The sequence below is a fragment of the Entomomonas moraniae genome, assembly GCF_003991975.1.
Lineage (GTDB): Bacteria > Pseudomonadota > Gammaproteobacteria > Pseudomonadales > Pseudomonadaceae > Entomomonas > Entomomonas moraniae.
This window is the reverse complement of sequence record NZ_CP029822.1, coordinates 189,315-216,166: the sequence shown is the minus strand read 5'-3', so window position 1 is coordinate 216,166 and position 26,852 is coordinate 189,315. Positions and strand designations below refer to the sequence as shown.

At 34.9% G+C, this 26,852-nt stretch carries 30 protein-coding genes, 2 tRNA genes and 3 pseudogenes; 18 read left to right on the top strand and 17 right to left on the bottom strand.

Annotated elements, in window-relative coordinates; all coding sequences use genetic code 11:
- Positions 1-5: 5 nt before the first annotated feature.
- Complete coding sequence (locus DM558_RS01150; RefSeq protein ID WP_127161679.1) at positions 6-968, bottom strand: DnaJ C-terminal domain-containing protein; 963 nt, start codon at positions 966-968, stop codon at positions 6-8.
- A gap of 280 nt (positions 969-1,248) precedes the next feature.
- On the opposite strand from DM558_RS01150, the gene DM558_RS01145 reads away from it, so the two are divergent.
- Complete coding sequence (locus tag DM558_RS01145; RefSeq protein ID WP_127161678.1) at positions 1,249-2,148, top strand: phage tail tape measure protein; 900 nt, start codon at positions 1,249-1,251, stop codon at positions 2,146-2,148.
- An 88-nt stretch (positions 2,149-2,236) separates the two neighbouring features.
- Here DM558_RS01145 and DM558_RS01140 read toward each other — a convergent pair whose 3' ends face one another.
- Positions 2,237-2,776, bottom strand: a complete 540-nt coding sequence (locus DM558_RS01140) for an NAD(P)H-dependent oxidoreductase (protein ID WP_109703459.1) — start codon at positions 2,774-2,776, stop codon at positions 2,237-2,239.
- Positions 2,777-2,893: 117 nt separating this feature from the next.
- Between DM558_RS01140 and DM558_RS01135 the strand changes: the two genes are divergently transcribed.
- From DM558_RS01135 to DM558_RS01100, 9 genes and pseudogenes are all read left to right on the top strand, one after another.
- Complete coding sequence (locus tag DM558_RS01135; RefSeq protein WP_127161677.1) at positions 2,894-3,268, top strand: winged helix-turn-helix transcriptional regulator; 375 nt, start codon at positions 2,894-2,896, stop codon at positions 3,266-3,268.
- 845 nt (positions 3,269-4,113) lie between these two features.
- Positions 4,114-4,476: a thermonuclease family protein gene (locus DM558_RS01130; RefSeq protein ID WP_127161676.1), complete on the top strand. Its 363-nt coding sequence runs from the start codon at positions 4,114-4,116 to the stop codon at positions 4,474-4,476.
- A 39-nt stretch (positions 4,477-4,515) separates the two neighbouring features.
- A complete protein-coding gene (locus DM558_RS01125) occupies positions 4,516-4,968 on the top strand; it encodes a hypothetical protein (protein ID WP_127161675.1) in 453 nt (150 codons plus the stop codon).
- Positions 4,969-5,188: 220 nt separating this feature from the next.
- On the top strand, positions 5,189-5,446 hold the full coding sequence (locus DM558_RS01120) for a hypothetical protein (protein WP_127161674.1): 258 nt from the start codon (positions 5,189-5,191) through the stop codon (positions 5,444-5,446).
- 218 nt (positions 5,447-5,664) lie between these two features.
- A complete protein-coding gene (locus tag DM558_RS01115; protein ID WP_127161673.1) occupies positions 5,665-6,114 on the top strand; it encodes a LexA family protein in 450 nt (149 codons plus the stop codon).
- Positions 6,111-6,254: pseudogene (locus tag DM558_RS01110) on the top strand (Y-family DNA polymerase); the annotation flags it as partial. The gene DM558_RS01115 and the pseudogene DM558_RS01110, both read left to right, overlap by 4 nt.
- A 61-nt stretch (positions 6,255-6,315) precedes the next feature.
- Positions 6,316-7,137 carry a GIY-YIG nuclease family protein gene (locus DM558_RS01105; protein WP_127161672.1) on the top strand — a complete coding sequence of 274 codons (822 nt, stop codon included), beginning with the start codon at positions 6,316-6,318 and terminating at the stop codon, positions 7,135-7,137.
- Between the two features lie 248 nt (positions 7,138-7,385).
- Entirely contained in the window at positions 7,386-7,529 is a 144-nt protein-coding gene (locus tag DM558_RS15560; RefSeq protein ID WP_164731213.1) for a hypothetical protein, read from the top strand.
- A gap of 129 nt (positions 7,530-7,658) precedes the next feature.
- Positions 7,659-8,177 (top strand): GNAT family N-acetyltransferase, encoded by a 519-nt coding sequence (locus tag DM558_RS01100; protein ID WP_127161671.1) that lies wholly within the window; start codon positions 7,659-7,661, stop codon positions 8,175-8,177.
- A 309-nt stretch (positions 8,178-8,486) separates the two neighbouring features.
- Here DM558_RS01100 and DM558_RS01095 read toward each other — a convergent pair whose 3' ends face one another.
- The 3 genes from DM558_RS01095 to DM558_RS01085 all read right to left on the bottom strand — a co-directional run bounded on the left by DM558_RS01095 (position 8,487) and on the right by DM558_RS01085 (position 10,516).
- Positions 8,487-8,972, bottom strand: coding sequence for a hypothetical protein (locus DM558_RS01095; RefSeq protein WP_127161670.1), 486 nt, complete (start codon positions 8,970-8,972; stop codon positions 8,487-8,489).
- 189 nt (positions 8,973-9,161) lie between these two features.
- The gene (locus tag DM558_RS01090; RefSeq protein ID WP_127161669.1) at positions 9,162-9,587 is read right to left on the bottom strand and encodes a hypothetical protein; all 426 of its coding nucleotides are present in this window, start codon (positions 9,585-9,587) and stop codon (positions 9,162-9,164) included.
- A 569-nt stretch (positions 9,588-10,156) separates the two neighbouring features.
- A complete protein-coding gene (locus DM558_RS01085) occupies positions 10,157-10,516 on the bottom strand; it encodes an MmcQ/YjbR family DNA-binding protein (protein ID WP_127161668.1) in 360 nt (119 codons plus the stop codon).
- A 288-nt stretch (positions 10,517-10,804) separates the two neighbouring features.
- Between DM558_RS01085 and DM558_RS15555 the strand changes: the two genes are divergently transcribed.
- Positions 10,805-10,975, top strand: a complete 171-nt coding sequence (locus DM558_RS15555) for a hypothetical protein (protein WP_164731212.1) — start codon at positions 10,805-10,807, stop codon at positions 10,973-10,975.
- Positions 10,976-11,033: 58 nt separating this feature from the next.
- Here DM558_RS15555 and DM558_RS01080 read toward each other — a convergent pair whose 3' ends face one another.
- Positions 11,034-11,516 (bottom strand): DUF2938 domain-containing protein, encoded by a 483-nt coding sequence (locus DM558_RS01080; protein ID WP_127161667.1) that lies wholly within the window; start codon positions 11,514-11,516, stop codon positions 11,034-11,036.
- A 334-nt stretch (positions 11,517-11,850) separates the two neighbouring features.
- Between DM558_RS01080 and DM558_RS01075 the strand changes: the two genes are divergently transcribed.
- Both DM558_RS01075 and DM558_RS01070 read left to right on the top strand, forming a co-directional pair.
- Positions 11,851-12,096: a hypothetical protein gene (locus DM558_RS01075; RefSeq protein ID WP_127161666.1), complete on the top strand. Its 246-nt coding sequence runs from the start codon at positions 11,851-11,853 to the stop codon at positions 12,094-12,096.
- Between the two features lie 732 nt (positions 12,097-12,828).
- A tRNA-Cys gene (locus DM558_RS01070) sits at positions 12,829-12,903 on the top strand.
- Positions 12,904-13,099: 196 nt separating this feature from the next.
- On the opposite strand, the pseudogene DM558_RS15975 reads toward DM558_RS01070, so the two are convergent.
- From DM558_RS15975 to DM558_RS01015, 11 genes and pseudogenes are all read right to left on the bottom strand, one after another.
- A pseudogene (locus tag DM558_RS15975) lies at positions 13,100-13,282 on the bottom strand (RHS repeat-associated core domain-containing protein); the annotation flags it as partial.
- 104 nt (positions 13,283-13,386) lie between these two features.
- Positions 13,387-13,836: an Imm30 family immunity protein gene (locus DM558_RS01060; protein WP_127161665.1), complete on the bottom strand. Its 450-nt coding sequence runs from the start codon at positions 13,834-13,836 to the stop codon at positions 13,387-13,389.
- A gap of 8 nt (positions 13,837-13,844) precedes the next feature.
- Positions 13,845-14,171 (bottom strand): hypothetical protein, encoded by a 327-nt coding sequence (locus tag DM558_RS01055; RefSeq protein ID WP_127161664.1) that lies wholly within the window; start codon positions 14,169-14,171, stop codon positions 13,845-13,847.
- Between the two features lie 147 nt (positions 14,172-14,318).
- Positions 14,319-14,510 (bottom strand): annotated as a pseudogene (locus tag DM558_RS15970) (RHS repeat-associated core domain-containing protein); the annotation flags it as partial.
- A 208-nt stretch (positions 14,511-14,718) separates the two neighbouring features.
- Positions 14,719-15,291: a hypothetical protein gene (locus DM558_RS01045; RefSeq protein WP_127161663.1), complete on the bottom strand. Its 573-nt coding sequence runs from the start codon at positions 15,289-15,291 to the stop codon at positions 14,719-14,721.
- A gap of 17 nt (positions 15,292-15,308) precedes the next feature.
- On the bottom strand, positions 15,309-20,048 hold the full coding sequence (locus tag DM558_RS01040; RefSeq protein ID WP_127161662.1) for an RHS repeat-associated core domain-containing protein: 4,740 nt from the start codon (positions 20,046-20,048) through the stop codon (positions 15,309-15,311).
- Between the two features lie 44 nt (positions 20,049-20,092).
- A complete protein-coding gene (locus DM558_RS01035; RefSeq protein ID WP_127161661.1) occupies positions 20,093-20,518 on the bottom strand; it encodes a DcrB-related protein in 426 nt (141 codons plus the stop codon).
- Positions 20,519-20,553: 35 nt separating this feature from the next.
- Entirely contained in the window at positions 20,554-21,150 is a 597-nt protein-coding gene (locus tag DM558_RS01030; protein ID WP_127161660.1) for a hypothetical protein, read from the bottom strand.
- An 11-nt stretch (positions 21,151-21,161) separates the two neighbouring features.
- Positions 21,162-21,443 carry a hypothetical protein gene (locus tag DM558_RS01025; RefSeq protein ID WP_127161659.1) on the bottom strand — a complete coding sequence of 94 codons (282 nt, stop codon included), beginning with the start codon at positions 21,441-21,443 and terminating at the stop codon, positions 21,162-21,164.
- A gap of 27 nt (positions 21,444-21,470) precedes the next feature.
- Complete coding sequence (gene tssI / locus DM558_RS01020) at positions 21,471-24,197, bottom strand: type VI secretion system tip protein TssI/VgrG (protein ID WP_127161658.1); 2,727 nt, start codon at positions 24,195-24,197, stop codon at positions 21,471-21,473.
- Between the two features lie 287 nt (positions 24,198-24,484).
- Positions 24,485-24,575: transfer RNA gene (locus tag DM558_RS01015), tRNA-Ser, on the bottom strand.
- Positions 24,576-24,722: 147 nt separating this feature from the next.
- Between DM558_RS01015 and DM558_RS01010 the strand changes: the two genes are divergently transcribed.
- Genes DM558_RS01010 through DM558_RS00990 form a run of 5 tightly spaced genes read left to right on the top strand, consistent with a single transcriptional unit; the run spans position 24,723 to position 26,852 of the window.
- On the top strand, positions 24,723-25,421 hold the full coding sequence (locus DM558_RS01010) for a Bax inhibitor-1/YccA family protein (protein WP_127161657.1): 699 nt from the start codon (positions 24,723-24,725) through the stop codon (positions 25,419-25,421).
- 51 nt (positions 25,422-25,472) lie between these two features.
- Positions 25,473-25,868, top strand: a complete 396-nt coding sequence (gene tusD, locus DM558_RS01005) for a sulfurtransferase complex subunit TusD (protein ID WP_127161656.1) — start codon at positions 25,473-25,475, stop codon at positions 25,866-25,868.
- Positions 25,868-26,227 (top strand): sulfurtransferase complex subunit TusC, encoded by a 360-nt coding sequence (tusC, locus tag DM558_RS01000; RefSeq protein WP_127161655.1) that lies wholly within the window; start codon positions 25,868-25,870, stop codon positions 26,225-26,227. Before tusD ends, tusC begins: the two co-directional genes overlap by 1 nt.
- A complete protein-coding gene (gene tusB, locus DM558_RS00995; protein WP_127161654.1) occupies positions 26,227-26,523 on the top strand; it encodes a sulfurtransferase complex subunit TusB in 297 nt (98 codons plus the stop codon). Before tusC ends, tusB begins: the two co-directional genes overlap by 1 nt.
- Positions 26,520-26,852, top strand: a complete 333-nt coding sequence (locus DM558_RS00990) for a TusE/DsrC/DsvC family sulfur relay protein (protein ID WP_127161653.1) — start codon at positions 26,520-26,522, stop codon at positions 26,850-26,852. Before tusB ends, DM558_RS00990 begins: the two co-directional genes overlap by 4 nt.

Here is a 26,852-nt window from a genome sequence, read left to right as displayed (position 1 = left end):
TACTTTTATCCCCTTTTTGCACGTGGATCAAAAGGATTTTTCTCTGCTAACTCCTTCCATAAAGCTTTAGATTCTTCGTTAAGTGTTGCAGGCATCACAATCTTTAACACAATATAAAGATCACCAGCTTCCCCTTCTTTTTTCTTTGGCAAGCCTTTACCTTTCACCCTAAACTTTTGCCCCGACTGACTATTTTCTGGCACATTTAGGCTGATTGTGCCCGTTAAGGTGTGAGCATTAATTTTAGCCCCCAAGGCGGCTTCCCATGGAGCAACTGGCAAAGACAACGTCAAATCATACTCTTGTACATCAAAATTAGGGTGTGGTGCAAACTCAATGGTTAAATAAAGATCACCACTATCACCACCACCAATACCTGAGGCGCCTTGTCCTTTTAAGCGAATACGTTCACCCGAAGTAACACCACGGGGAATCTTAATATTCAATGTTTTTGTTACATCAGCCTGACGTTGGCCATTAGCATCATAACTAGGTACTTTATAACTAATAGATTTAGCTTGACCAGAGACGACTTCTTCTAAAAAGACAGGCAACACCATTTCAATATCTTGGCCTTTTCTTTTGAATGAAAAACCAGACCCACCTCTGCCAGCAGAACGGCCACCACCAAAAATAGACTCAAAGAAATCAGAAAAATCACCTGTATTGCCATCGGTTTCAAAATGGAAACCACCACCGGCGCGACCACTACTACCCTGCCCAGCTCTAGACTGCCAATTACCGCCTTGCTGTGCATACTGACGCAACTGATCAAACTCAGCACGCTTTTCTGGATTTTTTAATACTTCATACGCTTCAGCAATTTCTTTAAATTTATCTTCAGCGCCCTTTTCTTTATTTACATCAGGATGATACTTCCGCGCTAACTTACGATATGTTGACTTAATCGTTTTATCGTCAGCAGTAGGCTCCACACCCAATACCTTATAATAGTCAATAAATTCCATCGTTGTAATAACCCTCAAGTTTTTTAATAAAATGGGTACTACGTTGTCATTATTCAAGGGTGACCATACAATATCAACCTTTACTTACTATTACAGTAAGACCATAGAATGACTCATTGGTTTTATAAAAAAATATCTGTAACACTCTTTTTACAAAATAAAACAATTAAATACTCTCTCTTATAAAACTTTCTATGACTATGATCTATCTATATCAATTAAGCGGTTACTCTATAATTATTAGAAGTACCGTAACCATCAAGAAAGAGGATATTTGATTATGAAGAAACTGATATTAACAAGTGCCATAGCCTTAACACTCGCAGGAAATTTTGTGATGGCTGCCGAAAGTACAGTAACAACCAGTACATCAAAAGATACTACCAATACAACATGGGACAAAACTAAAGAAGTGTCCTCTGAAATTGGTCATGATGTAAAATCTGGTGCTACCAAAGCATGGGATAAAACCAAAGAAGTCTCTTCTGATGTAGGAAATGATGTGAAATCTGGCACCACCAAAGCATGGGACAAAACCAAAGAGGTTTCTTCTGAGGCAGGCAGTAAAGTAAAATCTGGTACTACCAAAGCGTGGGATAAAACCAAAGAAGTCTCTTCTGATGTAGGTGATGATGTAAAATCTGGCACCACCAAAGCATGGGACAAAACCAAAGAGGTTTCTTCTGAAGCAGGCAGTAAAGTGAAATCTGGTACTACCAAAGCGTGGGATAAAACCAAAGAAGTTTCTTCTGATGTCGGTGATGATGTAAAATCTGGCACCACCAAAGCATGGGACAAAACCAAAGAGGTTTCTTCTGAAGCAGGCAGTAAAGTGAAATCTGGTACTACCAAAGCGTGGGATAAAACCAAAGAAGTTTCTTCTGATGTCGGTGATGATGTAAAATCTGGTACCACCAAAGCATGGGACAAAACCAAAGAGGTTTCTTCTGAAGCAGGCAGTAAAGTAAAATCTGGCACTACTAAAGCGTGGGATAAAACCAAAGAAGTTTCTTCTGATGTAGGCGATGATGTAAAATCTGGTACCACCAAAGCATGGGACAAAACTAAAGAGGTTTCTTCCGAAGTAGGTGACGATGTAAAATCTGGCACCACCAAAGCATGGGATAAAACTAAAGAAGGTGCTGAAACATTAAAACAAAAAGCTGAAGAAGATTTATAGACTCTCTGCTTTTATGACTCTAAAATTAAAATCTGGTTAAAAGTTTAACCAGATTTTTTTTAACGGTTTTAGATTTAGAATCAGTAACTCACTTATATTGTTGGATAACTGCAAGCAATTTCTGTGCATGCATACACGCTTTATCTTTAATTTCTGATTCAGGATACCCAGAAACAATAGAAACACCATATAGCGCAATATAATCCAGATAATTCATCTGCGCATACTCAGCAGACCTTTTAACGGGTTGAAGAAAATCGTCTACTAAAAAGTGATCCTTTTCTTTAAAATTAACCGCAGGTTGCCCTATCGTCAAACTGGGAAGGAGGTATTTACCTTTTAATTTATTACCTTTAGAACCATAAGCAAACTGATAAGTAAAAACCTCATCAAACCAAATTTTAAGAATAGCAGGCATATTAAACCAATACATAGGGTATTGAAGAATAACCAAATCATGAGCTAATAAAGCAGTTTGCTCCGCCTTAACATCAATCTGATAATTAGGATACAACTGATGTATGTTACGGATTTCTAAATTCGGCTCTTCTCGACTGACAATGTCACAGATTGTTTTATTAGCAATCGAATGCTCAAACTGTGGATGCGCTAAAATCATTAATGTCATAACTATTTTCCACCTATAAAATTATAAGAACCCTATACAAATTACACAGCTAAAAATAGTTTATAATCATTATAAAAAATAGCTAGACCTATCAAAATAGAGAGTATAAGCAAAAACATGACACACATAAATACCTGTCAAATACTACATCATGGCAAAAGCTATCATTGCAGCATTAGCATGGCAATGGACTTAATAGGCGGAAAATGGAAAGGCGTCATTCTTTACTACCTAAAAGATAAAAATAAACGATTCAGTGAACTACGAAAAAACATACCCAACATCACAGAAATGACACTCAGTTTACAACTTAAACAGCTAGAAAAAGACGGCTTAATTTCCAGAACGGTTGAAGGCAACAAACCACCCTTGTGCGTTACTTATGCCTTAACCCCATCAGGTTCATTACTAACGCCCATTTTAGACTCATTATCTTCATGGGCAAAAGACATATCAACAAATACTCAAAACGAAACCTCCACACTAAAATAAAAATGCCTGACGCAGAAACAATACCAAAACAATTAGGAAATGATATGACAATAAAACATCAGCAACATAAAGTAGTCAACATCTATAGTCTAGTGGCAGAATGGTTCATACAGCGGGTTACAAATCCGCAAATTATATTGTACTAATCAACTAATTAGCCGTTAATAACTTCCGTAACTCTTCAATTTTCATTCTCTTTAAAGCCCTGTTAATACTTAACCGTTATTTTAGCTATGTAAACACTTGTGTATATTTTTTAATCAAATAATGCAAGAATGATCTGATAGATAGACTTTGCTCTTAAAATTATCTAATAAAAATCTCATTAAAAGAGTTTATTTATTCTCCACCAATGGCATTTTTAAGTTATTCTTTTTGGTCACTGGGCATCATAATATAATCACTACTTACACCACGGCTCAATCTAGATTAATTAAAAATAGTTTTCCGATTATATCCCTCTTTGTCTTGTAAATTTATAGCTTTAAGTAAAGCTTCTATTCCTGAAATGCACTCAATTGATAAAGTGATACTATTTAATGCATCCAATGATCAATTGCGTACCTCTGTTTGACTGCTAAAATTAATATAATATTCCCTTTTAACAAATAATCGAAAAGACGTAGGCATCTGTTTATACTTACGTTATCAATTTTATACAACTTTACTTTTATTTTTTTACATCGGAAAAAGCAATGCGCATAATAAGTATTTTTATTATTAATGATCTTTCTAAAACTAAATATTTTACAGAAATCTACATCACAACATGCTCATAGATATTTTCAAACATTATACCTTATCATTTCTATTAAGAATGGCTTTGTAATTAATCCATTTTATTGATGGTAATCATTGTTAAACTGGCTTTCGGCAATAGATCCAAGCAGGCGTTATCAGATGTGATATTTAACAAGAATGTACTTTTAGAGTTGCACGGAAAAAATAAGTACAGAAAAACGCTAGCAACTATTTACACTGATGTTCCAAGTTCATGTCAAGAACCAGTTCCTAATGATATGTGCATGGAGTGTACAGTAAGAGCTGATATCAATTTTAAAATGATTGAAATTGGTATGGCTTGGTATTGGCCTTTTACCAAGAATAACGAAAAATATATGCAAGCTGGAGAGCAGGCAAGAAAGAGCAAGACGGGCTTATGGGCGGATAAGAATCCTATTGCACCTTGGGATTTTAGGCGAAAATAAATCATAAACAAAGTTAATTAATATTTAAGAGTTTTTTACATGCTAAAAAAAATAATTCGTCTATTTGTTATGGCTTTATCTCTTACTGTAATACTAATACCAACTGGATACCTTACAAAAGATACACTCTTTAAACCTATTCTATATTGGTTTTTTTCAAAAGAAGCCAAAGCCAAAGTTATCAAAGGCTGCACAATGAAGCCATCTAACTTAAGAGGTATTCATACAGAAAGGTGTACTGATGTAGAGATTACATTTAAAGTTAATAATACAATCATAAATGCGACGATAGATGAATACAATAGTAATCAAACAGTAAATCAAATTAATATTCGTTATGCTATTTTTGCTCCATCTATAGTAATAGCCGATGAACCTATATTATTTCTTTTTTTATTTATGTTATTTCTTTTTTTATTAGAATTATTAGCTATTGCTGCATGTTTAGCCTCTATTGATGAGTTTGTAGCAGATAAAATCAAAAATCTTTAAAGAAAATCTTCTCTTTTTATCGTCTCTTGACACTCTTCTCTTTATAAATAAATATATGAGTACTATAACAAGTACTAAATTATTATCCCTCCACCTGAAAACTAATATATTTAAGATCTAGATAAAAGCCTTTAATGAGGCATCTATTTGTGTTTTCATTAGTATTTTTATTAACTTATCCCATGCTAATCAAAAAATCGCATGGGGAACATATAAATATATGACTAAAGACGAGATTGAATCTAAAAATGTTGAACTCTTATTAGGAGGACCGCAAGGATATTTAATATCCTTTAGTTCACCAGAACCAGATAAAATAATTAAACAATATAACTATCACTTCAGAAATAATAAATTATGTAGTATCTCAGGTAGTTTTAATGTGAAATTCACAAAATCACAAGAGATAAATACCTTATTTCATAACATACTTAATAAAATTAGAAATAAATTTGGCGAACCTTATACTGTTGATTAGGCGCTTCCTTTTTGGTAACGCCTAGTACTTGTATAACATCGCAAAACATTTGATATAGTATTTCATAGTTATTCATAAAATGTAATATTTGTGATTACTCGAAAGGTTGACCAGCAGTATTTTTAAATAATACTATTAACTCATCTTAGTATTTAATTTTTATCATTATTATTTCTTTTTTTCATACTGTATTAAATCCATTTTTCTCCCGGAGACTGATGTTGCGCAAATCTAGTATTATTGTGCTTGGTAGTGCTTCCATTTCAAATAATTTTTCTTTACCCCTTGTTGATATCCCAGTTAGAGCAGGCTTTCCATCTCCTGCGGATGATTATGCTGAGGCAAAGCTTGAATTAACAGAGTATCTTGTACAGCATCCTAATGCTACTTATTATATTAGAGCGATTGGTGATTCAATGGTGGATTATGGTATTTTTAGTGGTGATTTGCTGATTGTCGATAGGTCATTGGATGCCAAAGCGGGGGATGTTGTTATCATAGCTATTGATGGGGAGCTTACGTGTAAGAAACTGTCTTATATTAAAGGTGAACCTTTTCTGGTTTCTGGCAATAGTCTGTACCCGCCTATTCCTTTGTTAGGTAAAGAAGCTCATGTGTGGGGAGTGGTTATTTATAATATTCACTCGTTACAGGGAAAGTGTTCATGATCGGCTTGATTGATTGTAATAATTTTTATGCCAGTTGTGAGCGTGTATTTAATCCTAAGCTAGAAGGAAGGCCTGTAGGCATTCTTTCTAATAATGATGGCTGTGTGATTGCTCGCTCTAATGAAATTAAACCATTAGTACCCATTGTGGAGGGGCGTACAGTTAATCTTATATGTTGGATGAGTTACTTAGTATTAAGCTATGATTCTTGAATCTTGTTATTGTTTACCTGAAAGACCAGGGGTTTATTATTTTTATAACAGTGAGAACACACTGCTATATATAGGGAAGAGTATTAATATTCGTAAGCGTGTATTGTCACACTTTTATAATATTAATGAGTCTAAACGTCACGCAGAGATGATGCATCAAACCACTTTTATTAATTATCAATGTACCGCTGGAGAATTAGGAGCACTGTTATTGGAGTCTGCCGAAGTAAAAAAACAACAGCCATTATTTAATAGACGTTTAAGGCAGTTGAAACATTTATATTCGTGGGTATTAACGGATGACTTTAAGCCTCATTTAATGTTAGTTGATGAAATTAAAGATGATCAAGTGAGTGTCGGTTTATATCAATCGCCTCATAGAGCTAAATATTGGCTAAAAAAATTTATTGAAAAAAATCAACTCTGCGCTAAGGTGTTGGAGTTGGAAAAAACAACTCGAAGTTGCTTTAATTTTCAAATTAAAAGATGTTTGGGGGTTTGTTGTGATAAAGAGCCTTTGGATATCCATAATCAAAGATTAGTAAAGGCTTTTGAGAGTTTTTCAGTTATCAGTTGGCAATGGAGTGGACCCATTGCAATTATTGAGGAGGACCATTTACATCAGCTTAAACAATGCCACATTATTAATCAATGGCGTTATATGACAACGGTGACAGATTTAAATAATCCCATAAATGCTCCTCTTCCTCTTTTTAGTCGTGATAGTTATCAGATAGTAATTAGCTTTTTAAAGCATAATAATCCTGAGATTATTGAACTCTCTAAAGTTGACACACCAGTCCCTTTTTAAGTTGATTACTGCTATATTTTAGGCACTACTCGCTTCCCGCCTTAAAAGAATAACTATATTTCTGATAACTGATATTTTTTCATTTCTGAAACTATTTTATTAATATCACTAATTGGAATTTCTACTTTATACATACAATATATTGCACATATCCTCTCAATGGTAATCCCTCAAGAGAAAAATAGATGTAACAAATGTATTATAATGGAAAGTATGAATACTAAAACCCCTCGCTAGGAGGTAGCTAGATGAAACTAATAAAGCCAAAAGTTCATAACATGATGTCAGGCAATCTAGCCATTATTAATGACATCAGAAATGGAGCTAATAAAATTATTGTTCCTTGCTTTAGTATCGAGGATGGAAAAAGAATTATTTCTCTAACCAAATAAGCTAAATTAGGTGGATAATGATATTTTAACCTATAAATAACTCAATGATTTCTAACACTATTAGCCAGTCAACTTAAATAAAAACCCATTATAATAGTAATTATAAAACCCTGCGAAAGAGAGTTTGCAATGGAATATAACATTATTAATTGTACTTATGAAAAACACGCAAGCAGCATACTCGATATTTTTAATGAGGCTATTGAAACCTCGACTGCATTATACGATTACAAAAGCCGTACGATGGAAGACATGACCAACTGGTTTAAAGTCAAAAATAACAGTAATTATCCAGTTATCGGTTTAGAGTCATCTGCAGGAGAACTGATTGCATTTGGAAGTTATGGGGCATTTAGAAATTGGGCTGCATACCAATACTCCATAGAACATTCGATTTACGTACATAAAAATCATCGAGGTCGTGGATTAGGACATGTCATACTTAAATTACTTATCCAATCAGCGCGCCAAAATAATTATCATGCCATGATTGCAGGAATAGATGCTGAGAACAAAGGGAGTATTATTTTACATGAAAAGCATGGTTTTCAACTCGTTGGGATGCTACCAGAAATAGGTTATAAATTTGATCGTTGGTTGAATTTAGTATTTTATCAATTACTATTGGATAGCCCAGCTTCTCCATAAGTTTAGCCTTACCAAAGGCTTATCTACCTTCAATTTGGCGAGAACATTCATATTTATATTATTTATTGCCTGTTTAATTTGAAAATGAACAAGGTGTTCTACCCCCTTTTAGTTGAAACTTAATAACAACAAAAAAGAGTTTCTTAAGGGTACAAATACGATACATATTTCGAGCATTATAAGAAATGATCGTAAGCAAATAACTACTCCTCGCTTGTTGCCGATTGACAGGTTTAAATATATTCTAATAAAGAACACTGTCAGATCAATTCTTTGTCAATACATTTAACCCTCATCAGGAAAATTTGCTTATTTTTCAATGGCAGGGCAATCACCTATAAAAATTGAATATCCTATAGTACTTTTATTTTCTTCCTTATCTTCAATACTCATTAATACAATCGTATTCGATAAGTCATTTACCCACTTTGAAGCATTATGATTTGTATATTTATATGCTTTATCTCCATAAATACTAGTAATCTTATCTTTCAAAAAAGATAAATCTTTTCTCATCTCGTTAGAATTAACTGAATCATATATTTTTTTGGCTTGTACACTACATATTTTTCCTTTATTTGCTACATAAGTGTACTTATCAAACAGCTTATATGGCTTTAGTGCTTCATTAGAAACATAGATATTAGGCTGGACTTCTCTTAAAGTTAACTTACTTTTAATTTCATCTAATGATGTATTACCGTTTACACCAAATGTAGAATCAGGTGTTATAGCTTCCTCTAACGTATATTCTTTTTGTCCGCATCCAGTCAATAAAAAAATACTTAGTCCCATAAATATAATTTTCCTCATCCTTTTTTCCTTTGAGAAACATAGAGACAGAATAGGATAACAATACCGATTATTCAACACTTAATACAGGGTTTTTAACGGACTCGTTATTGTTTCTCTAAGCCTCCCAGCATTAAGTTAAATCATAGAAAAACGTTATTCTTATTTAATCGAAAGTATAAAGCAATCTGCTTAAAATAAATGTGGATCATTAAGGTTTTGGATAACTTTTTTAAATAAAGGTATCTCTGGACTAGCATTACATCTGTTTATAGACTTGAATTTTTTAAAAAATTGTTCAGAACTCATAGCCTGAATTTTATTCTCTTGCTGATTATAACCATAATATTTTTGTGTACCATCATCAAAAACAAAAGAAGCAACCCAGTCGTCTCGTTTATCATAGAAATGCTTCTCAGTATAAAAGCTTGCAACGACTGAATGTGCAGACATGGGTTTATCCAATAAAGCATGATCAAGAATAAGATCACAGACTTTTATATCAGCTTCATCAAAGACGATATAGTGAGGCTTTTCAGGGCAAAGAAGATCCTCATCTGCCTGAGAAAGGGTTGCAAAAAACGTTAAGATCATTACAACCGAGATAAATTTAAACATTTACTACTCCATTGAAAAAGTTATGCTCTAAAGAGATTATACAATCAGAGCTTAACTGCCCTGCTCCAGTTAATTAATATATAAAGATTTAATACAATTAGTAAGAGTATAATTTGAGCCAACAAAACATCCTAGAAGGTATAAAAAATAAAACTGGAGGGCCAATAAGAGCGGCTTGAAGATCATTAAACCTGAAGTAACGCTATCATTCTATATTAGAAATAACAGCATTAAATAACAAATAAAGTACATAAAATTAATTTTCTACCCTTTTTATGATGAAAAAATTACTATAATTAAACCATGCCAAAGACGACAATTATAGCCTGTCTATCTTGAAGGCTAGATAAAATGCACTTCCTATAACACCATTAAGAGAAAGCCACCATATATCCATACCATATAGACAGAACGATACAATAAAAATTCCTATCGCAAATAGTATATCCATTTCATTACCGTGTAACTTTCAGCCAATTCTATCTATAAGAAAGCAATTGAAACTATGCGAATAGAATTTAACCGCTCCGCACCAGTTAACTAACAAAATACATTTGGAATAATGAAAGTTATTTCATCTTTGTTAAATCAAAACTTGAATCAATCAGTTCACAAATTTGGGCTGTAGGCACAGAACCATCAAGCAGTATAGATACCCAATGTTCTTTATTCATGTGATAAGCAGGTAAAAAGTCTTTGCTCAATCTTAAAGACCCTATAATATCAGGCGGAGCTTTTAAATCTAAAACATCAACTGAGTCATTTCCATCAATTCCCAATTTTTCTTTTTGGACATTCATTATTAGTCCGAACCATTTATCATTATCATGTCTTAATACTGCATAGCTCGGATATTTTTCCCAAGCATAATATGGTTTTACATCATATTTTTTTTCTACATAATTAAAAATATCATCTCGCTTCAACATGTCTAGCTCCTTCCATTATGAATGATACTTATGCTTTTTATTATAGCCATATTAACCAAATAAGTTAATTAACAAAATGATCCTATACAGGGGGTATTAGTAAGATTAAAGAAGATAGTTACTAAAGAAACGTCACAGAATAACGCAAACAAAACAGATTATAGAAAGGTTTTTGATTCGCTTTATCTCAGTAGTGCCGATATTATAAAACCTACAATTTTAACAACTCATCATGTTGTTTTAGAGCCTAACAAGTCTAAAAAAACTAAAGACTTCAATAACGCCCACTTGACAGAACGTGAAATAAGAAAAGGTGCGCAACAACAACAATCTAACCAGCAACAAACCGCAACCACAGAAAATAGGCCACAACAGAGCCAGCAAGCAACACCAACCTACCATAACGATTTCGACGATGATATTCTGTTCACCAAACACCTCTCAATCAATGGCATTTAATTATATGGTTTAAAAATTTTTAATTTATTAATAAGCATAAGAAGTTGATCTAACTAATTCATATTAGACACAAAAGCTCTGCACTTATATAGAGACCTACACCGAATGACACATGAGCTATTAAACTTCGAAAACGAGCAGAGTTAGGTTTAGGCGTAAGGGATGCAGCAATCCCGAATCCAAAACATGGCTGCATGATAAAAAAAGGAGCTATCACACTAATTATTCCAGCGATTAATGCTGGAAAAAATGTTGGATTTAATAACCATTTATATCCAACGACCCAAATCATTAAAAAAGAAAAAACAATACCGATTAAATAATGTAAAAACCATCCTATTATAACCTCTCCCTTAACTTGAGAGGTTTGTATAATTGTTTTATGGATAAGTTTTTTTTGAAAAAAACAACCCACCCATCGTCCAACTAATCTATAGTCTAACGGTGGTATATTCCAAACTCTTTTTTGTATAACAGCCCAAGCATCCATGATGAGCGTTGCTCCGACTCCAATAAATACTGTTTGCCAAATAACGTCCATTCCATCTCCATTTACGATTTATTCTTATTAAAAAGATTTTTTTATTATACAAGAAGTATCGTCGCGCTTGTCAATGAATGCGCCACAAACTAACCAATCAAATCAACAGGTACAGCAAAACAGGCTGAAGCACAATCAACAAGCAGCATAGCCTACTTTTGATGACTCTATCCCATTTGCTAAATATTACTCAATCAATCGAGCTTTATTAATAAGAATATTTTCATGACATCAATGCCTTAGTTTAATAAACATATCTTGATAAACAAACTACACTAATTATGCACATCCAGAAGTAGTGCTAATTATTCAATGGAAAATCTAGGAGAGATTTATGAAGCAACTATTATTAATTATTAGCATAGCCATAAGTTTAGGAGTATTTACCTCTATGTCATATGCCGCTAGAAAACCTGGTACAACATCAGTAGGATATAGACTTGCATGGGTTGAGAGTAATTCCTTTTATGTCATCTGTCATTACGAAGAGTTCTATTTGAATACTGGTTTAAGAACTGGTAATAATTCTTATGAAAGACAACATATGAAGTCAAGTTTCAAAGGCTGTACTAAACTATAACTATATTTACAATCATATATACAAGCACATAGATGGCTATTTAAACGCCAGTTCAATAATCTAACCTGATCAAGCCCTACAAATTAGGGCTTTTTAACATGAGATACTTATGTTCCCAAGCAACCAAAAGCAATAAATAATATCTCTTCCATCACTCAGCAGCCATACACTACTAGTTCCGGTGGTAAACCGTTTAATAGTCCAGCTCAGTCTGGTAGCTCTAACTGGTAGCTCTAACAAGTAATCTAGTCATATCTGAACCAAATCACAAAAGGGCAAATAAAGCAGGTAGGCAAGCCTAAGGCAAAACATCATGCCATTATAGATACGACCTATTAAAGTGTCATCTATGAGTGGCAGGATGGAATGACCAAGACATAAAAATGAAAAATAGAGGTGGTGTATGAGTGAAGTACTAACTCATGCCGAGATAGTTGAAATAACTGATTTTAAAAAGCCTAAACAATAGAAAGAGTGGCTATTTAAAAATGGTTAAGCATTTAGCATAAAAAGGAATGGTCGCCCGGCTTTCTCAAAAGCAGTTAGCGATCTGAACGATATTAGCACAGCTGTTATTAGGTCACCCACAAGAACAAATAACAAGAGCTGTTTATATTAAAAAAGGGTAAGAGGTTGATTCGTTAGAACGTTAATAGATATGGAAACGCTATAAAAAATTACGGAAATGATTTGACAATAAAACACTAGCAACATAAAATAGCCAACCTCTATGGCCGGGTGGCAGAATGGCTTATGCAGCGGATTGCAAATCCGTCTATGCCGGTTCGATTCCGACCCCGGCCTCCATATATAAAGCCTAGTTAGATCAGCTAACTAGGCTTTTTTATTATGAAATTTTATTCACTCCAGCCTGATGTTTACAGTAAGCCTTATAGTGCTCTCAAGCACGTCTTTTTAAATCATTTGTTATACCAATATAATATGGCTTGTCCGAACCTTTATCATATAAGCCATATACATGATATCCTGGTGTTGTTTCACCAACCCAACCAAGAGGGTCAATCCAACGAATAGGATTTGGAGCATATTGATAGAGATTATTTCCACCCAATAATCCTATCGGATCGGGTTGAGTAAATCTACCTATATCAGGGTCATAATATCTGAAAGTATTGTAATGTAGCCCAGTTTCTCTATCTAAGTATTGGCCCTGACAACATAAGTTTCAAGTGAAATAATTTCGATTATTGTGCTATTCAATTTTATTATTGCTCGTAATTTATACTCAACTGACTAATAGAGAATTACCTTATTTATCTATTTTTGATACTAGCAAGATATTATATATTCAACAACATCCTTTTTTTCATGTTTATTTTTTAAGAACTGGTTTGTTAAGTAATCTTTAACAATTAATTGTTCATTTTCAGGTATTGAGCAGAACGTTTTTTTGTATATCTCTATATAACTTTCAGTATTAAAAATACCAGTATGTATATATTCTAACCAATCAGCTGCTTTAGTTTTTAATGGATTAATTGATTGTATAACTGCCTTCACATAATCTTGAGCTGGAAAAGTTTCTGCCATTCCTATAATGGTTGACATTACATCATTGTAAGTATTGAAATTATCATCTAAATAGGACAACATAATAGCAATATATTCACTATTTTTAGATAATGCCATATTCTGTATTGTATCAAAAAAAAGATCAATATCTTCATCTGTTTCTAATTTAGAAGCAGATGTTAATTTACTCACTAGATTATTACTCATAATTATCTCTAACAGTTAGTTGGTGGTTTTGGTTTTGGTCTAGGTGGCTTCCTAAAGATATCAGGAAATTTTTCCTTATTTAGGGCAATTACTTTCTGTAAAGATTCTCTCATTTTAGAATCATATAATCCATCACGCATGTATATTTTTCTTGCATCTCTTATATCTCTTGCTAGTGCTTGTCGAGGGGTTTCATTAAGAAATGGTTTTTGTCTAAAGGTTCTAGTTTGAGAATGTCGACCCGTATTTGATGGATAATAATGCTCCATATTCATTGCTACAGCATCTTTTGCACTAATTCCATATTTTTGACTCATATATGCAGCAGATGGCATATGATCCCCTGTTATACTATCTCCTACAGGACCTTTAAGATTCCCATAAGTATCTACATTACCTTCAGTAGGTAATAAAGGTGTCCAACCTAGAGGATCAATCCAACTTATAGGATTTGATGAATATCTATATAAGTTAAACCCACCTACAAGACTGATGGGATCAGGCTGAATAAATCTGCCTATATCGGGGTCATAATACCTAAAGGTATTATAATGTAAACCTGTTTCTCTATCTAAGTATTGTCCCTGATAACGTAAGTTTTGAGTAAAATTACTTCGTTTATCATGCCACTCAGTTTTACTATTACCCCATACATAGTATTCTGCTTGCCTGATAACATTACTTTTGTATCAATTAATCGTTCGGGCAACATAGCTAGACTAGTATGGAAGTAATTTTTTCTTTATCTGTTTTCCATCTATACGAGCTACAGACTCATAGTTAAAGAAGTTTTCATAGATATGTTAACTAGGTAAACCGTTTTGAACTTCTTTTGATAAGCGCATTACTTACCAGTGTTGGAAAATAGATATAGTTTTTTAGTTAACCATAAAAATATCTCATAAAACCATCAATGTTTTCACCTAAAATTGGAGAAAGTTTCATATCTATTTTAGATAAAAATTCCGGTTTTATTTCATCACAATCATCATTTGTATATATTTCATATATATCATATTCGTTATATACAATGTCAACAAGCACTGTTAGAGCTTCTATAAATTGAAGAAAATTATTTGCGATTTTGAATGGTTCTAAAACGTCATATGCTGCATAAATAGAGGGGGTACTATTATTATCTAAAAAGTTGAATAAAATAGGATCACCTCCTCCTGTCTGCTCTGATAAAACAATATAATCTTGTTCTTTCAAGCTTGAAAAAGAGTATTTTGTATTTCGTTCTTTTAAGTTTAAATAGTCAATAAACGATATAGAAGAAACACCTGTCTGTATAGTGAGATGTTTTAGCTCAAATTGACTATAAAACTCCATTAGACAATTGTTATTATGTAAATAGGATGGATCCACGTCTTTTTTACTTTTTGCTAAGTACTGGCCATCATCATGTTTTTTTAATATATCTAATAACTTTACAAATGCTTTAATCTCTAACATTTTTTTCCTCGATGTTTTTAACATTTTGATAATTCTCGGGTCATTGCTTTTCTATCAATCAATCGCCCTTTGCCATTGTTTTGATAATTTCCCCGGTGTCCCTGTTTTGAGTTCAAGTGCTCATCAATGCCAGAAGGATGATTTGAGTTTTGTAAAAATACAATATTCCTAGGATCACCTTGCCACTTTCTTCCTAATGCTCCATTGCCTTCAACACTGTTAATATGATGCCCTGTATATCCTGCATTCGACATTATACTAGTTAATTTACTACCATTTCTAGAACTTAATATTAACTCCCTCTCTTGCGGAGTCCAGTTTCTTGTTCCTCCGCCCGCCTTAACTAAATCATGCTCTTGCACCCATGCGCGATTTATTGCCGTCCCTCTTGCCCCCGGTTGTGCACTAATTTCATCTCTTGGTTTATACCTACTCCATCCCCAAGGATCAATCCAATGAATAGGATTAGGTACATATTGGTAGAGATTATTACCACCTAATAATCCTATCGGATCAGGCTGAGTAAATCTACCTACATCAGGGTCATAATACCTAAAGGTATTATAATGTAAACCTGTTTCTCTATCTAAATATTGTCCCTGATAACGTAAGTTTTGAGTAAAATTACTTCGATTATCATGCCACTCAGTTTTACTATTACCCCATACTTCATAATCAGCTTGCCAAATAGTATTACCATGAATATCTGTTAGTTGTTCTGGTAATCCTGCCAGACTAGTATGGAAGTAATTAATTTTTTCTTTATCTATTTCTCCATCTATACGAGCTAGAGGCTCATAGCTAAAAAGACTTTCATAAATATATAAACTAGGTAAACCGTTTTGAATTTCTTTAAGTAAACGCATACCCTGCCATTGAAATTCCGTTTTAGCTATCGGTTGTTGTAAGTTACTTTCTAAATAAGTAGCTTTTTCTATACGACGACCCAATAGATCATATTTAAATTTTATATATTTACTTTGGCCACGTTCTGTTTGTTTAATTTCTATAATGCGGTGTTCTGCATCGTATTTAAATTGTTGTACTGTATGTTGGGCAATACGTTTTTCGGCTAGGCGGCCAAATCTGTCATAACTATAGCGTTTATCTTGGTAAACATGAATACGGTTATATTTGATATAGCCTTGGGTGGCTTCTGGGCTTAATAAGTTAGCCGCCGCATCGTATTGTAGTGTTTCATAGTTAGTACTTTGGCCTTGCTCAGTACGTTGATAGCTTTGCTGGATACGGCCTGTGCTATCGTAGTTATAATATTGAGTAAGTTGATGACTTTTACCAATATTACTCAGTTGCATAACACGAGAAGCATTGTCATCGTTGGCGGCATTAAAAGCATAAAAACGACCAATAATGTCTTCACTGTTATTGACTTGTTGAGTATAGCTGGGCTCTTTTGCTATTTTTTGGCTTAATTGGTCTGCTTGTTCCGTTTGTTTCGTTGCTGTGAAGGGTTTTACCCGTTGAGTTTGAGTGAGCCGTTGAATAATTAGGTTGTCACTGGCATCATATTGGTATTCTTTTTGTAATAGGGGTACTTGTTCCCTAGGGCCATTATGGTAGTGAATTTGTTTTTGAGCAAGGCGACCAGATGAATCATAACGGGTACGCGTGTGTAAACGACCTTGAGTACGTAGCACTTCTTGATGCAGGCTATCACGCTCAAAGTCCGTAACGACTAGGCCATTTAAGTTAATTTGGTGAAGATGACCGCTACCATAGTAAAGGTGGTTAAGTTGTCTATTGTCTGGTAAGGTTATTTGCTCAATATTACCAAGCTCATCATAGGAATACTTTAAACTACCTGCAGTATTAACTTCCTCAATCAGTTGCCCTAACTTATCATAGTTGTAATTTAGACTTTGCTTATTGCCTTGCTTATCCGTAAAGGTAATGGCTGTGATTTGATCAAGTTTATTGTAGTTATACTGCGTAACGCCATCGTCCGTAAACTTTTTAATTAAGCGACCGAGTATGTCTCTTTCTAAGCGATGACGAATAGGTATACTCTCTAGGTTTTCTACTGCTAGCCCCTGCTCATCATTCGCAGCTTTAAATTTTAACTTTTTTTGTTCATCAATCGGTGAGGGTAGGTAATCAACCCCTATTACATCATCTACTGCATTATAGTGGTAACATCTTGCGCCTCCATCCAGTTCATGTTGTACCGTAAGGCGATCTAATGCATCCCATTCAAAACTATAACTTTCATTATTTTCGTTGGTTAAATTGGCTAAACGACCATAAGGATCATAAGCAAAACGGACTAAACGCCCTTGAGCATCTTGGCGTCCAATCACTCGACCACTTAGGTCATATTGATATGAAGTACTTTTATCCGCAGGGTCAATATAACTCGTCAGTAAACCTATTTTGTTGCGTAGATATTTCTCCACTCGTCCGTCAGGTAAAGTAGTTTGTACTAAATAACCGCAGTTATTGTAGTGGTACTGGATAGTTTCACCCCGTGCATTGATACTTTCCGTTAAGTAGCCCCGTTTATCATAATGGTAATGACTTTCTGAGTTTGAACAATCACGGTATTTAATCAGCTGGCTGTATTCATTCCAAAAGAGGTATTTATTTTTATTAATCGCATCTGTTATACGGACAACTCTACCTTGTAGATCATATTGATAAGCTGTTTTATAGCCTAGTGGATCTTTTTCGCTCAGTAGATTGCCTTTATCATCATATTTAAAAAAGGTTTTATTTCCAGCAATGTCAGTAATAACTAAGGGAAGTGCCCAATGCTCCATAAAAGTGGTATGTTCACTTCGCCCTAAAGGATCTTTGGTTTCTATTAATCGACCAATTTCATCATAACTATAGGACCATTCACCACCTTGGGGATCTGTCATTTTTTGTAATTGGCCCGCTACCATTTCATGGCACCAACAATTACCCAATGGATCTATATGTTTAGTGACTTCATATAATGCCCCCCATTGGTAAATATCCTCTCTACCAATATTATCAATAACACGTGTTTCACCCTTTTCTAAGTCATACTGGAAGCTATACTCCTCTCCCTCATCTCCCCAATGTCGTACAACACGCCATTCGTGTGTTGCTTGAGGCTCTAATAGAGGGGGCAGGGTATAAGGTGTGCCATCTGCTAATGTTGGTTGTGGTCTTTTTTCAGGTACTTCAAAAAATGACCATTCATAATAGCGAGTTGCCCCAGTAGGTAAAGTATGGCTAGTCATATAACGTTCTTTATTGTAAGTAAAACGTCGTATTACTTGACCTACAGGATCTTTAACCTCACTAAGATCACCTGCCTCAGTATAATCATAGCTAACTAGTAATTCAGCATTCTCAATAAGCTCTAGGTTTGTTTTATTAAAATAGAGACGTTCGATAGATGTTACACGTTGTTGATGTTTGCCTTGATAATTTAAACCTATTGTTAGATTATTGAATGGATCTTTTAAAAATTCTAAACGGCCTTGTTCATCGTAAAATAAATTAAGTTGATTTTGATTACGATCACCTAAACGCACTAAACGTGATCGTTTTGCATTGGTTGGATCAACTTCAAAAATCTGGTATAACCCTGTATTAATATCTTCAACAGCTGTTATTCCTGCGCCTAATTCAAAAAAACTAAGCCCATCCAGAATACTAACGAAATTATCTCCTGTTTTAAGTCTGCCTAGCTCTAAGCGTTCACTATCTTGATTAATATAAACTGATAAATCACCGCCTTCTGGATGAGGTACACGCTCTATAGCTACTTCGTAAAAAACACTCCAACCTGCTCCAAAAAGACCATTAGTAGCAATATTCTCTGTACTATAGCTACGTTGCCAAGTGATAGGAATCATACCTGGTAGTGAAAAATCTAAATCTTCTTCACCATTTTGAATTTTAGCTCCTGTAGAAACAGAAACAGGATTACCCGCACAGCGTCTACCGGCGAAGCGCCGGCTAATTAATATGCCGATAATGATACCTGCAATTTGCCCAATTTTATTTTTGCCACTGTGAATATCACGAACAATAATGGAGTCGCCGCCCATACGTACATCTGTAGATATTTTCACATTGGGTGCAGGGGCATCTTTATTAATAGTAGCATCACAAGTTGTTCTCTCGCTATCTCTTGCTGCTGGTTGGCTATTAATGAATACTTCTCTTGAACCCTCTGCTATATATTGCTCTGGCATAGGTGGATGGCGTTGGCATAAGACTTTATCATTGGGGGCAGGTTCAGTGCCGGGGTTGGCCTGAGCAACCATTGGAGGGTTAACAATAGTATCAATTTGTTGATACCAACCATAAGGAGTTAGGCCAACCAATAAACCACCGAGTGTTTCTAAAGCCCCTGGTTTTTGAGGTTTTTCATCAGGAACATCTTCAATCTGATATCCAGCAGCTCTGGCAGACTTTAAACTATTGGTATTGGTATCAAATGAACCTTCCGCAATCACTCCCTTTTCTTCTGGAGGAAAAAGAAAATCCCCCACAGCATCGCACCCATCACTGAGGTGTTCAGCTATACTTTTATCACCGACAGGAATTAGGCTCGTAGCAGCCCCTAACATTAGACCCGCACCAACAGCTACGGCAGTTGCGCCTACCGCGGCCACAAGGGCACAAGGAGCAGCTGCTACCAAAGCGGCAGTGGCTGCCGCATAAACAACAGCCTGTGCTACGGCACTAAAGATTTCAGCCCATACTGAAGTGTGAATGATAGGATCAAGTTTTCTTGCTGCTTTAACTTTATCTGCCATATGAGTCTTTTCCTTGAAATGGGCTCTATTTCCTAATGGATAACTTAAGCAAAACTTAAGTTATCTTTTATTTCTTGCCAATGAGCGGTATCTTGTTCTGTTAATGGGCTTGTTTTTGAGTAGGTAATAGCTAACATTCTTTGAGTCGCAGGTATTTGGCATACAAACTGGTACTGATAAGAATGTTCTGGGCCACGAATAAAGTCTGTCATTATTTCATAGCCTTTAATATCCTTCGCTGTACCAGCAACTGACTCTTTAGGATCAGTACATTTAATCACTTTAACTTGTTGAGATAATTTTTTTAATTGGTTTTTATAGGTATTTTCCAGCGTGTTATTTGGCTCTATATCACCACGAGCTATAACCAAATTTGTTCCTCTGTCTTTGAACCACAACATATTAAGGCTCATATCTTGAGGAGAGTCATTCGGTAACCCTATCAGCAATTCGTTTGTTATATAATTCACAACTCAATCCCTTTTTGTATATTTACCATGATTAATTAAATAAGCGCTTTAGCATCAAGCCAAGGTAATACAACTTTTCGTTCACCTTGATTAAGCCCTTTTAAATGTTTTAATACCTCATTATATTGAGGGTCATCTGGTTTACAACGTAAGATAGCTTGTCCTAAAGCTCCATTATTTTCTTGTAAAAATAGCTGCAAAACAACTTCTCTGTTATTCTCCATCCATGCTTTACCAATATACTTAATGGTTTCTGTTTGACTGGTTATTTTGTTACATTGATTTAAAGTGTTAAATATTTGTATACGGGCTTCCAATACATTACGTTTTAAGTAAGCTGCACGCTCTAAATTACCTTTCTTTTCTTCTGCATTTGCTAGAATCAATTTCATTCCAGTATCATCTTGAATATCTGTAGAATAATATTGATTACCGATTTTTTTAATACCATCATCAAACAAACTAATAGCTTTTTTAAACTCTTTATCAGTAATATATCCTTTCGCTTTTTCAAAACTAATAGTTATCTCTTCTATGCTATTACAAACTGAAGTTACAGTATTTGCTACTGCCACTACAGATTTAACATGTAAATTCATATTTATATATTGATCTACAGGAATATAATCCATAAAGTTTACTCTTAATTACATTGAAGATTTTGTTTAACTAATTCAATTCTTGCTTTTAGTACATTATTTTTTAAATTTGCTGCAGTTTGTAAGTTACCTTTTTGCTCTTCTGCATTTGCTAAAACCAATTTCATACCTGTACTATCAAGCGAAGTCTCTGAAAAGTAGTTATCACCAATTTCCTCAATACATTCATTTAGCAATGTAATGGCTTGTTCAAATTTCTCAGTGGAAATATATTGTTCAACTTGCATTTGTTGATTTTCAATTATTTTAATTTCTTGACATTTCATAATATAGAACCCTTTTGCTCAATAAGATCAAGGTGAAACCAACGTAAATTTACCACCAGAACCCTCATAATAGGCAAGCCCTTGCATTTTCGCTGTCTCTTGAGCTGCTTGTTTAGATGCTTCACTAAACGATTTACCCGTAGCTATTAACTCTCCCATACGAGTATTTTGATCATTATTTAGCTTTATTGCATCAATACTTGTGGGGGTAGCCGCCGTACGCATATACATAAATTGGTCTGTTCCACTTTGAGCTACCATTATTGAATGTTTTTGATTAATTAAATACCCTGCATCACCACCACTTAATGAAACACCAGTATACCCTCCCTCTGTAGCATCATAAGGATGAGTATGGAAAATGCCTGCTACTTCTTTACCAGTAGGAACATTCAAATCAGGGGCAAATGAACCTGTTGTGCCTCCTTTGGTATTAATTATAGAATATTCACCTGTTGTTGTATCTTTAACAAAAGTTCCACCAAACTCTTGACTCTTGCCACCTGGAAAGCTATTTCCCCAAAGTTGATCAAAAGCACCCTGCATACTTGATAAATTAACCTCTTTTGGTGCATCAGCAACAGTTGCTGGTATAGTTGCAGGTAGTAGATTTGCTGTAGGAGGTAATGTATTTGAGTTAGCTGGAGGTTTAGAGCTAGACTCTGTTACACCAGCTTCATTCAACTGACTTTGATGAATATTGGCAGTTTGTTGATCTTGCTCTACTGTACTACCTTCTTGACCTCCAGAACCACCACCGAAATGGCTATCGACATCTTTTTTAATCGTTTGATTATCAACGCCCACAGCATCAAGAGCCGCCGCCTTCCCTACCATATTAAGGTCTAACACACTTTCGATTGTATTAATTTTTCCTGTTTGTTTAGCAGTAATATTAAACTCTTCACAGGTAATATTTAATTTACCATTAGCATGGAGTTCTACCACTGTTTTTCCACATTCTAATTTCAAATGGGTACCGACTCCTACATAATAAGTATCGGCTATATGGTCATTTTTATTAACACCTACTTTTAAAGTATCATTTTCTTTCACTACTCTTAAACGATTTCGCCCCATTGTAGCTACTTCATCTTGACCAATTGTTTTGACACGATTTACACCAACCCTCATCGTTTCATTATTTTCAATAACAGAAGTCATATCTTTCTGAGCATGAATAAAAACGAGCTCTTCACCTTTTTTATCTTCAAGCGTGAATTCATTAGATCCACCGCCACCGGGTGAACTATTAGTTTTAAATCCTGTTTTAGTTTTATTGGCTGGCATTGATTCTGCTTGAGTATTTACCCCATTGTTAATACAACCAGTTATCACAGGTTGGTCAGGATCACCTTCTAGATAAGTGATTAAAACTTCCATATTAATCCGCGGGATAGTAAAAGTTCCATAGCCTTTATGTGCCCAGCTACTACCTACACGCACCCAACAGCTTGAATTTTCATCAAACTGCCCCTCACGATCCCAAGGGAATTGAACTTTTACACTGCCGTATTTATCACAGTAAATCTCTTCTCCCTTAGGCCCAACCACTTTTGCCGTTTGGCTACCATAGATTCGTGCTTTGGGGTAATCTAAAGGAGGACGCCAAGGTACATCTTTGGGAGTAGCTGTAAAGGTATTGCGATAGCCTTGATGGAAATCACCCTCTGGAAAGCTAACCGTAAGATCTGATGAAAAAGCTCTTGCTAAGTGTGCGTTATGCTCTCCTCCTAGCGCTTCTGTAACCTGAGGCTGTTTACCTTGATGAACAATGGTGTTGATTAGCCATGGGTCTGTTGCATCTAAACTGGGGTGACCCTCAAGGATAAAATAATGTCCAATATGTAATGTAGGGACATCACTATATCCTTGAGCGAGTACTTGTTCTGTTCTTAATCGTTCTATTTCTATTTGTGCCAGTTGTTTACCTCTGGCATTGTCCATAAAGCGACCTGGGTAGTCATAGAACTCAACATCAGGCTCAGTTGCGCCATTAGCTTTGGCGCTTTGTGCACCTTCAGCCTGTCCTTCAGGTATTTTTGTATTAGTGTAATTATAATCGCGCCATGTAGCTCGTTTGGTTTTACTAGTTAGGTTCACATTAAAGGCTTTAATAACAGGATCATCAGCAACAAAACCTGTTCCAGAAGCATAACGTATCGCATTTTGAAGTGTTGTAAAAACTGGGTTACTATCACCAAAGATCATAAAGTGATTATTTTCATCATGTTGAAAATAGTAAAATATACCTTCCTCTTGGCACAGACGCTGAATAAAATGGGCATCTGTTTCATCGTATTGGACACAGTAATCTCTTTCGGGATATTCTTCTTTTACTCGAAACTCATGCTGTGCTCCTTCAACAATCCCATATTCATTAAGAGTTTGGCTAATAATTTGAGGCACTGTTTTATGTTGGAATATGCGTTGATTGGTGCGCTTTTCAAGATGGCTGAATCGAGGCGCTAGTATCACACGGTACTCTGCATAGTCATGCCCTATAGCACCTCGCTGTACCGACATAATAACGCCATGTACGCCACTCTTTCTGTCAGGAGTAAAGGCTAAATAGGCAGACCTTGAGAGAAGCTTAGTAATATCAAAACGAATGTTTTTATTAACAAGGGTGACTTCAAACTGATAGGGTTTACTGATGACTTCCTTGCCTTCGAAGGCTAATACCTGCAGCCCTGTATTTTCTAATCCGCCTACAGTTAGGGTAAAGTGTGACTCATTCGATAGATTAAACATACTTTTAGCCTTTTTTGAAAATATCCGTTTATCAATTTTCTGAATTGTCAATGGTTTTTAGACAAAAGGATATTAGACTAAAGACCAATATTTTCTTAAATGATATCAATTTAGCTAACAAACTTTTAGGGTATTCTAAAGAGCAAATAACAAGGATGGTTTATATAAGGACAAGAAGCTGAGTCTTTAAATGTCAATCTACAAGCTAACAATGCGGAAATGATTAAGATATTATATAAAAATCACAGGCAAAAAAACCCTGTATACAATAGTATACAGGGTATATATGGCGGAAGCGCAGAGATTCGAACTCTGGGAGGGCGTTAACCCTCGCCGGTTTTCAAGACCGGTGCTTTAAACCAACTCAGCCACACTTCCGTTTAGTCGCGCATATAATACTCGATTGTTACAGTCTGTCAAATATTTTCTATTGTTTTTTTTAAATAAGTCTATATTATTTATATAATGAAGATAAAATACTAACAATATTAAGATATTTTTACTATCAAAGGGGAATTTTTATTTATGAATAATCGTTATGACTCTCATGAGCCAAGAACGTATACAGTAGCCAGTGATAACTATATTGACCAAGTAGGTCAATCACAAATCACGAAGGTGCTACGTAACACTTATACATTACTCGCTATGACTTTGGCGTTCTCGGCATTAACATGTTATGCAGCTATGGCAATGAATGTACAACGTTTAAGTATCTGGGTTTTATTAATTGGTACTTATGGTTTAATGTTTTTAACCATGAAATTAAGAAACTCTATTTGGGGCTTGGCGAGTACATTCGCTTTTACTGGCTTTATGGGGTTCACACTAGCACCAACACTTAATATGTATTTGTACTTGCCAAATGGTGCAAGCATTATTACCTCAGCTTTAGGTTTAACTGCCTTTGCATTTTTGGGATTATCTGCGTTTGTTTTAATTACACGCAAAGATATGAGCTTCTTAGGTAACTTTATTACTGTTGGTTGTTTCATACTACTTGGTGCTATGGTATTAAGCTTTTTCACTAATATTCCTGGCTTATACTTAGCATTAAGTGCTGGTTTTATTTTATTCTCTTCAGCGGTTATTTTATACCAAACCAGCGAAATCATTAACGGTGGCGAAACCAACTATATTATGGCAACGATTACATTATTCGTTTCTATTTATAATATTTTTGTTAGTTTATTAAGTATCTTAGGTGTTGCTTCTAACGACTAAGTATTAATCATTAAAAGAGCCCGCTATGCGGGCTTTTTTGTATGGGTATTTATGAAGTTTACAATTGCTATTTATGCACCCCCTCAGACTCCTGCTTCAAGAAGAGCCTTGCGCTTTTCTCAAGAAGTCTTAGCCTCCAAACATGATATTGTGCGTTTATTTTTTTATCACGATGGTATTTATAATGCTATTAATAGTCTCGTTATTCCACAAGATGAGTTAGATACTCATAAAGAATGGCAATCATTCATTGAAGAAAATAAACTTGATGCTGTTGTTTGTATTGCTGCCGCATTAAGACGTGGGCAATTAGATGCGACAGAAACTAAACGTTATAAAAAAGTAGCAACTTCTATCACACCACCTTGGCAGTTAGCCGGTTTAGGGCAACTACATGAGGCTATTCAAGACAGCGATCGTTTTATTACCTTTGCAGGAGATGCTTAATGGCTAGATCAATGTTAATTATTTGCCAACAAGCCCCTTGGAGTAACGCCACAGTCAAAGAAACACTCGATTTAGCTTTTTCTGGAAGTGCCTTTGATTTACCGATTAGCATATTATTTTTAGAAGATGGTGTTTTTCAACTCGTAAAAGATCAGCAACCTCAAGCTATTGAGCAAAAAAATATTACATCGAACTTGCAAGCACTACCTTTATTTGGTATCACAGAAATTTTTATCGTTGAACAACACTTATATGTTCGTGGTCTAAGCCAACAACAATTATTAGAGCCTGTTAAACTAGTCCAACAAGAAGAACTAAACTCGCTTTTAGTTCATTATGACACTGTGATTACTAGCTAATGAATACTTTACATTTACTAAATAAAAGCCCCTTTCTAGGTAATACATTTGATACGGTACTAGCGTTTATTCACGAACATGATGGCATCTTATTAACGGGTGATGCTGTCTATGCATTACAACCCAATACAGTTTTTTTAATGAAGATAAAACAGTTACCCGTTACAATTTATGCATTAAATGAAGATATGACAGCTAGAGCTATAGACTCAACATCACATGATATTAAAATCGTTGATTATTCGGCTTTTGTTAGGCTCTGCACTGAATATAAAAAGGTTGTTACTTGGTCATGAAACTTACGGTTAATCATCAAGATATTATGCTCGATGATGAAGGCTATCTAATCAATTTACAAGATTGGTCACCCGCTGTAGCTAACGCTCTGGCAGAGCGCGAATCTATTACATTGACAGAATCACACTGGCAAATTATAGAGCTGCTACGTGCTTTTTATCAGCAATACGCCCTTTCACCCTCTAATCGGCCACTGATTAAATATTTAAATCAACAACTACCCACACAACAGATCAATAGTTTGACATTAAACTTATTATTTAATGGTAGTCCTGCTAAACTAGCGGCTAAATTAGCTGGACTACCTAAACCCACAAATTGCTTATGA